Annotated in this window: 6 protein-coding genes; 2 read left to right on the forward strand and 4 right to left on the reverse strand. The window is 64.5% G+C overall.

Features of this window, described 5'->3' with window-relative positions:
* Nucleotides 1-1,191 (forward strand): MFS transporter (locus AC062T_RS00360; RefSeq protein WP_476026302.1); only part of this gene is annotated, 1,191 nt, incomplete at its 5' end.
* Here AC062T_RS00360 and AC062T_RS00365 read toward each other — a convergent pair.
* The 4 genes from AC062T_RS00365 to AC062T_RS00380 all read right to left on the reverse strand — a co-directional run bounded on the left by AC062T_RS00365 (nucleotide 1,181) and on the right by AC062T_RS00380 (nucleotide 5,525).
* Nucleotides 1,181-2,101, reverse strand: coding sequence for a carbohydrate ABC transporter permease (locus AC062T_RS00365; RefSeq protein WP_476026304.1), 921 nt, complete (start codon nucleotides 2,099-2,101; stop codon nucleotides 1,181-1,183). The two genes, AC062T_RS00360 and AC062T_RS00365, sit on opposite strands and share 11 nt — an antisense overlap.
* Entirely contained in the window at nucleotides 2,098-2,988 is an 891-nt protein-coding gene (locus tag AC062T_RS00370; protein WP_476026306.1) for a carbohydrate ABC transporter permease, read from the reverse strand. The genes AC062T_RS00365 and AC062T_RS00370 overlap by 4 nt, the downstream gene beginning before the upstream one ends.
* Before the next feature lie 85 nt (nucleotides 2,989-3,073).
* Complete coding sequence (locus AC062T_RS00375) at nucleotides 3,074-4,351, reverse strand: ABC transporter substrate-binding protein (protein WP_476026308.1); 1,278 nt, start codon at nucleotides 4,349-4,351, stop codon at nucleotides 3,074-3,076.
* Between the two features lie 169 nt (nucleotides 4,352-4,520).
* Nucleotides 4,521-5,525 carry a LacI family DNA-binding transcriptional regulator gene (locus AC062T_RS00380; protein WP_476026310.1) on the reverse strand — a complete coding sequence of 335 codons (1,005 nt, stop codon included), beginning with the start codon at nucleotides 5,523-5,525 and terminating at the stop codon, nucleotides 4,521-4,523.
* A gap of 69 nt (nucleotides 5,526-5,594) precedes the next feature.
* On the opposite strand from AC062T_RS00380, the gene AC062T_RS00385 reads away from it, so the two are divergent.
* Nucleotides 5,595-5,884: family 1 glycosylhydrolase (locus AC062T_RS00385; protein ID WP_476026312.1), on the forward strand; the 290-nt coding region annotated here is incomplete at its 3' end.

Consider the following 5,884-nt stretch of genomic DNA (forward strand, 5'->3'; position numbering starts at 1 on the left):
CTCGCGGTCGGAGTGATCGGCATGGTGGTCGCGGGCAACTGGTCGGACCGTGCCGGCCCGACCGGCCCGCTGTACCTCTCCGGCGCGCTCTTCGTTGCAGGCCTTCTGGTCGCTGGCACAGCACAAGAGATGTGGGTGTTGGTCGTCGGTCGCCTCGTGCAGGGTCTCGGCGGCGGCGGCGTCACCGTCGCGCTCTATGTGCTCGTGGCCCGCATCTTTCCCCCCGACCTGCATCACAAGATCTTTGCCGCGTTCGCCGCAGCCTGGGTGGTCCCGTCAATGATCGGGCCAGCCATCGCCGGGGTAATCGCCCAGTTGCTCTCCTGGCACTGGGTGTTTCTGGGGGTCGTCGGTCTCGTGCTGGCGGCGGTGGGCATGGTTGTGCCTGCCGTGCGCGTCTTGGCGTCGCAGCCTGCGCCAGAAAATCCGCAGCCGTGGGCCTGGGGTCGCATCGGCTGGTCGATTCTGGCTGCCGGCGCCGTGCTCGCCCTCAACCTTTCGGAGCAGGCTCCGGATGCTCTTGCCCCCGTCATCGCGGTCGGCGCACTGGCTCTGCTTGTCGTTGCCGTGCGGCCTCTCGTGCCGAAGGGCACCCTCCTCGCCCGCCGCGGGCTCGCCTCCGTCGTTCTCTCGCGGTCGCTCGTCGCCGCGGCGTTCTTTGGTGCTGAGGTCTACATCCCGTACCTGCTCATCGATGAGTATGCGTTCGACCCTTCGCTCGCTGGGGTCGCTCTCACGGGTGCGGCGGTGTCGTGGGCGACAGCGTCTTGGTTGCAGGGCAAGCTCGGTGCCCGACTGCGCGATGTTATGGCGATGCGCATCGGTGCGCTGCTGGTTCTTGTCGCCGTGATCATCGCCTTCGCGACGGCGGCGCTGCACTTGGCTCCGTGGATCATCATCGCGGGCTGGGTGATCGGCGGTGGCGGAATGGGACTCATGTATCCCAGGATGAGCTCGATGACCCTGGCCCGGTCGACTCCGGCGAGCCAGGGCTTCAACAGCTCCGCCATCACGATCGCCGACTCGCTGGGTGCGGCGCTCGCGCTCGCCACGACGGGGCTTATCGTGGCCGCCCTTGTCGACGTGGGCGGCGCAGCATCCTTCGCCGGGGTCTTCGCTCTCACTATCGTGATCGCGGCGGTAGCCCTGGCCATCTCCGGCCGCGTGGAGGAACCCTCCGTCAGCTCTTGACCGACCCGCTCATGAGCCCGCCGATAAAGTACTTGCCCAGCACGATGTAGACCACAAGGGTGGGCAGCGACGCGAGCAGCGCCCCGGCCATGGCCGAGCCGTAATTGGCGAGCTGGGCGCCTTGGGCAAGGTTGTTGAGGGCAAGGGCGACCGGCCCTTCTCGTTGGTTGGAGAGAAACAGGGCGAAGAGAAAGTCGTTCCATGCACTCGTGAACTGCCAGATGATCGTGACCACAAAGCCCGGCAGCGAGAGGGGCAGCACGATGCTCGCAAACGTGCGGAGCATGCCAGCGCCGTCAACGCGGGATGCCTCCATGAGCTCCATTGGGATGCCCGTGTAGTAGTTGCGAAAGATCAGCGTGCAGATGGGCAAGCCATAGATGATGTGCACCACGAGCAGGGTGCTGATGCCGCTCGGCAGCCCGAGAGACGTCTTCATCTGCACCAGCGGCGTCATGATCGCCTGGTACGGAATGAACATGCCAAAGAGGATGAAGGTGAACACCCAGTCGGCGCGGGGGAACCGCCACCGGGAGAGCACGAATCCGTTCATTGCGCCCAGGAACGACGAGATGATCGCCGCGGGAATGGCGAGCAAAAACGTGCGGGCGATCGCGGGGGAGAGGGCGTCCCACGCGAGACTCCAGTTGTCGAACCCCGTTGCCCCGCCCTCGAGCGCCGGCTCCCACGGCCAGCGAACGGGCAGGCCCCACGATGTTGCCGGGTTGACATCCTGAGGCGGTTTGAGGCTCGTGACCACCAGCACATAGACGGGCATGAGCACCACCACGAGAAACAGAATGAGCAGCACGTACTTGGCCGTTCTGCCCAGGGCCACCCTGCTCGGCCGTCCCGTGAGCGGCGCCGGTTCTGGCGCAGGCTTTCTGTCGATGCCGGTCGAGATTGTCATCGCTGCGCCTTCTCGGAGCGCGAAGTGTGGATGAGGTAGGGGATGATGAGCACCGCAACGAACAGCAAGAGAACGGTGGCGATTGTTGCCGCTTTTGCGTAGTCGTTCGAGGTAAGTGCCACCCACATGTAGGTGGCGGGCACCTCGGTTTGGTAGATGGATTTGGTGATGGCCATGATCAGGTCAAACACCTTGAGCGACATGTGGCCGATGATCACCAGGGCGGAGAGCGCCACGGGGCTCAGCTGCGGAAACACGACGTGGCGGTAGAGCTTCCACTCCGAGGCGCCGTCCATGCGGGCCGCTTCGCGCAGCTCGTCGGGAATGCCTCTAAAGCCCGACAGAAACAGGGCCATCACATAGCCCGAGAGTTGCCAGATCGCGGGGAGAGCAATGGCCGCCATGCCCCAGGTCGGGTCGTTCCACCACGGATTCTGCAAGAAGCCAAGGCCGAGCGATTCGAAGACGCGATTGAGCCCGGATGCTCGGTCACCCTCTGCGCTGTTGAGGAGCCACCGCCAGACCACACCAGAGGCGATGAACGAGATCGCCATGGGAAAGAGGTAGACCGAGCGAAAAACGCCCTCGGCATTCACGCCCTTGTCGAGCATCCAAGCCCAGAGAAAGCCGAACAGCATTGTGCCGACGAGAAAAAACAGGGTGAAGATGCCGAGGTTATAGAGGGAGTGCTGAAAGCGTTCTTCGGCGAACAGGGAGAAGTAGTTCTCGAGGCCGACGAAGCTCTCGGCGGGGCTCAGGCTGTGCCTGTCACTGAGTGAGACAGAGACGTTTGCGCCGATGAGCCCGTAGACAAAGATGCCGAGGATAACGATCGTCGGCGACACCAGCAGCAGCGGCGGCCCCCAGTTTCTTACCCCTTTGCGCATGACCCGAACTCCCTTCTCGGTTCACCGGACGATCGGCAGAGCGGCGGGTGGGAGCTATCGACTCCCACCCGGCACCGCTGCGGAGTTAGCCGAGCGCCTTCTCGGCTGCGTCAACGAGCGCTGACTGCAGCGCGGCCACATCTTTATCGCTGCCGAACCTGCCGACCGCCGAGGAGATATCGCCCGACCACGCGATGCTCGCCGCGGCCCCGTGGGCGAGCGAACTCACGATCACGTCGTCCGCGTAGGCCTTGATCGCGGTCTGCTGGTAGGGCGGGTAGTCGGCAGCGTCGATGTCGGTGCGGGCGGGGATGGACCCCTTGGCCAGGTTGAAGGCCTGCTGACCGTCCGCAGATCCGACGGTGCGCAGCCAGTCTTTGGCGGGCTCCTCGTGCGGGGCGCCTACGGGCAGCGTGAACGAGTCGGCGAGAAAGTCGAAGATTCCCTCCGTGCCCGGCACCGGCCACGTCGTGTATTCGTTGTCGTAGGTGAGCCCGGCCTGGGCGAAGGCCGCCTCGGCCCAGTCGCCCATCACGTTGTAGGCCGCCTGGCCATCGATCAGAATCTGCGTCGCCGCATCCCAATCCAAGCCCGTGTAGTCGCTGTTCACGAAGTCGAGGAGGGTGCTGTAGTGGTCGATGGCGGTCGTGACCCCGTCGCTATCCCAGGAGGTATCTCCCGTCCAGAGCCCCGTGTATCCGTCGGCACCGAGGTCGGCGAGCAGCACCGTTTCGAACAGCTGCATCTGAGTCCACTCGGTTCCCAGCGCGAGAGGTGCCTCCACTCCCGAGGCTTTGACCTTCTCCAGATCAGCAATCCAGGCGTCGATGTCGGCCGGTGCCTTCTTGGGGTCGATGCCTGCGTTTTCGAGGATGCCCGTGTTGACCCAGACGACGTTGGCGCGATGGATGTTGCTGGGCACCGAATAGATGGCGTCGTCAACCGTGAGCAACTGAATCAGGCTCTCGGGAAACACTTCGGTGAACCCTTCGTCGTCGAAGAATGAGCTCAGGTCTTGCAGCTGGCCCGCTTCGATGTAGTCGGTGAGTTCGGCGCCAGCATGTGCCTGGAAGGTGTCGGGCGGGTCGCCCGCTTCGAGGCGGGATGCGAGGGCTGCCTTGGCGTTGGAGCCTGCGCCACCGGCCACAGAGGCGTTGATGAACTCGATGTCGGGGTACTGCTCGTTGAAGACTTCGACGAGGGCGTCGAGGCCTACTTTCTCCGACCCAGATGACCACCAGGTGAAGACTTCGACCTCGTTCGCGCCCCCGGAATCCGCCGGGGTGTCTCCTCCGCCCGAGCATCCGGCGAGGGCGAGGCCAAGGATGGCGGCCCCTGCGATCAGTGACACTGGCTTGCGCATGGTGAATTCCTCCATTGGAATCTCGCAGTTCGTGTGTCGCCGTTCGGCGAGGTCCCTTCATTCAAATATGAAAACGTTTTCAGGACAACGGGGCGCGACGAAATCGTTACCGAGGGTCTTCCCGTGCGAGAGCAAGCGCCGGTGTGGCGCCTCGTTTACGGCCTGCTGTTTACGGCCTTTGCTCACCAGATCCGCGAGCGATCAGGCGGGTCCCCAGCGTTATCGTCTGAGGCGGCGACGTGTCGCGGTCGAGTCGGCGAAAGAGCAGCTCTGCCGCCATGCGCCCCATCGCCAGCGGGTCTTGGGCCACGACCGTCACGCCAGGGCTGAGCGCATCGGCGAGCTCAAAGTCGTCGAAGCCGACGAGGGCAGGGCGGTTGTGCCGACCGCCCATCACCCTCAGTGCGCCAATGGTCGACCTGTTGTTCGCAGTGAATAGTGCGGTTGGCGGGTTTTCGGCGTCGAGCATGCTGGTGAGGGGCTCGGCCAGGGTGTCTGTCGTGTCGTCGGCCGAATAGACGAGGGCGGGGTCGAAGGGGATTCCTGCCGCGGCGAGTGCGTTCCGGTAGCCGCGGATGCGATGCGATGACGTGTAGAGGCCGGCCCTGTCGGTGATGCAGGCGATGCGACGGTGACCGTGCGCAATAAGGTGTTCGACCCCGCTCATGGCGCCGCCCACGTTATCGGTGAGCACCGTGTCGGCATCGAGCCCGGGCACCGGGCGGTCGATAAAGACCATGGCAACGCCGGCGGTGAGTTCGGTGCGGAGGTAGTCAATCGACTGGTCTTCGGAGGGAGTGATGATGAGCCCATCAACGCGGCGCGAGCAAAACGCGAGCACCATGCGCCGAGCCCTGGCGGCATCCTGATGTGACGAGGCGGAGAGAAGCAGGGAGTCCCTGCTGAGCGCTACCTCTTCTACGGCCTGGGAGATGAGGGAGAAGAAGGGGTCGGCGATGCTCTCGATGAGCAGGCCAATGCTGGCGGCCGCGCCCGTGCGCAAGTGCCGGGCCGAGTCATTTCGGCGATAGCCCAGCTCGCGGATAGCGTTTTCGACGGCAAGGGTTTTGGCGGGGCTCACCTTGACGTCGCCGTTGACAACGCGCGACACGGTGGAGAGGCCAACGCCGGCCAGCGCGGCAACATCGTGCATGGTCGCGCGCGAGGTTTTCATCGATGGGAACGTTATCAGCAAAGCAATCCTGGGAGCGCTCCCACGGCGTCGGGTAGAGTCGCACGCATCATGACAACAGGCAGCCCCGATTACCGCGACATCGGCCTCGAATTCCCCCCGGGATTTCTCTTCGGATCCGCAACCGCGGCCTATCAGATCGAGGGAGCCGCGCACGAAGACGGCCGAGGCCCCTCCATCTGGGACACGTTCAGTCACACACCGGGGCGCGTCGTCGGCGGCGACACGGGCGATCGTGCCGACGACCACTATCACCGCCTCGAATCCGATCTCGACCTCATGGAGCGGCTCGGGCTCGAGGCCTACCGCTTCTCCGTGTCGTGGTCGCGCATTCAGCCCGA

This window comes from Homoserinimonas sp. (genome assembly GCF_056262345.1).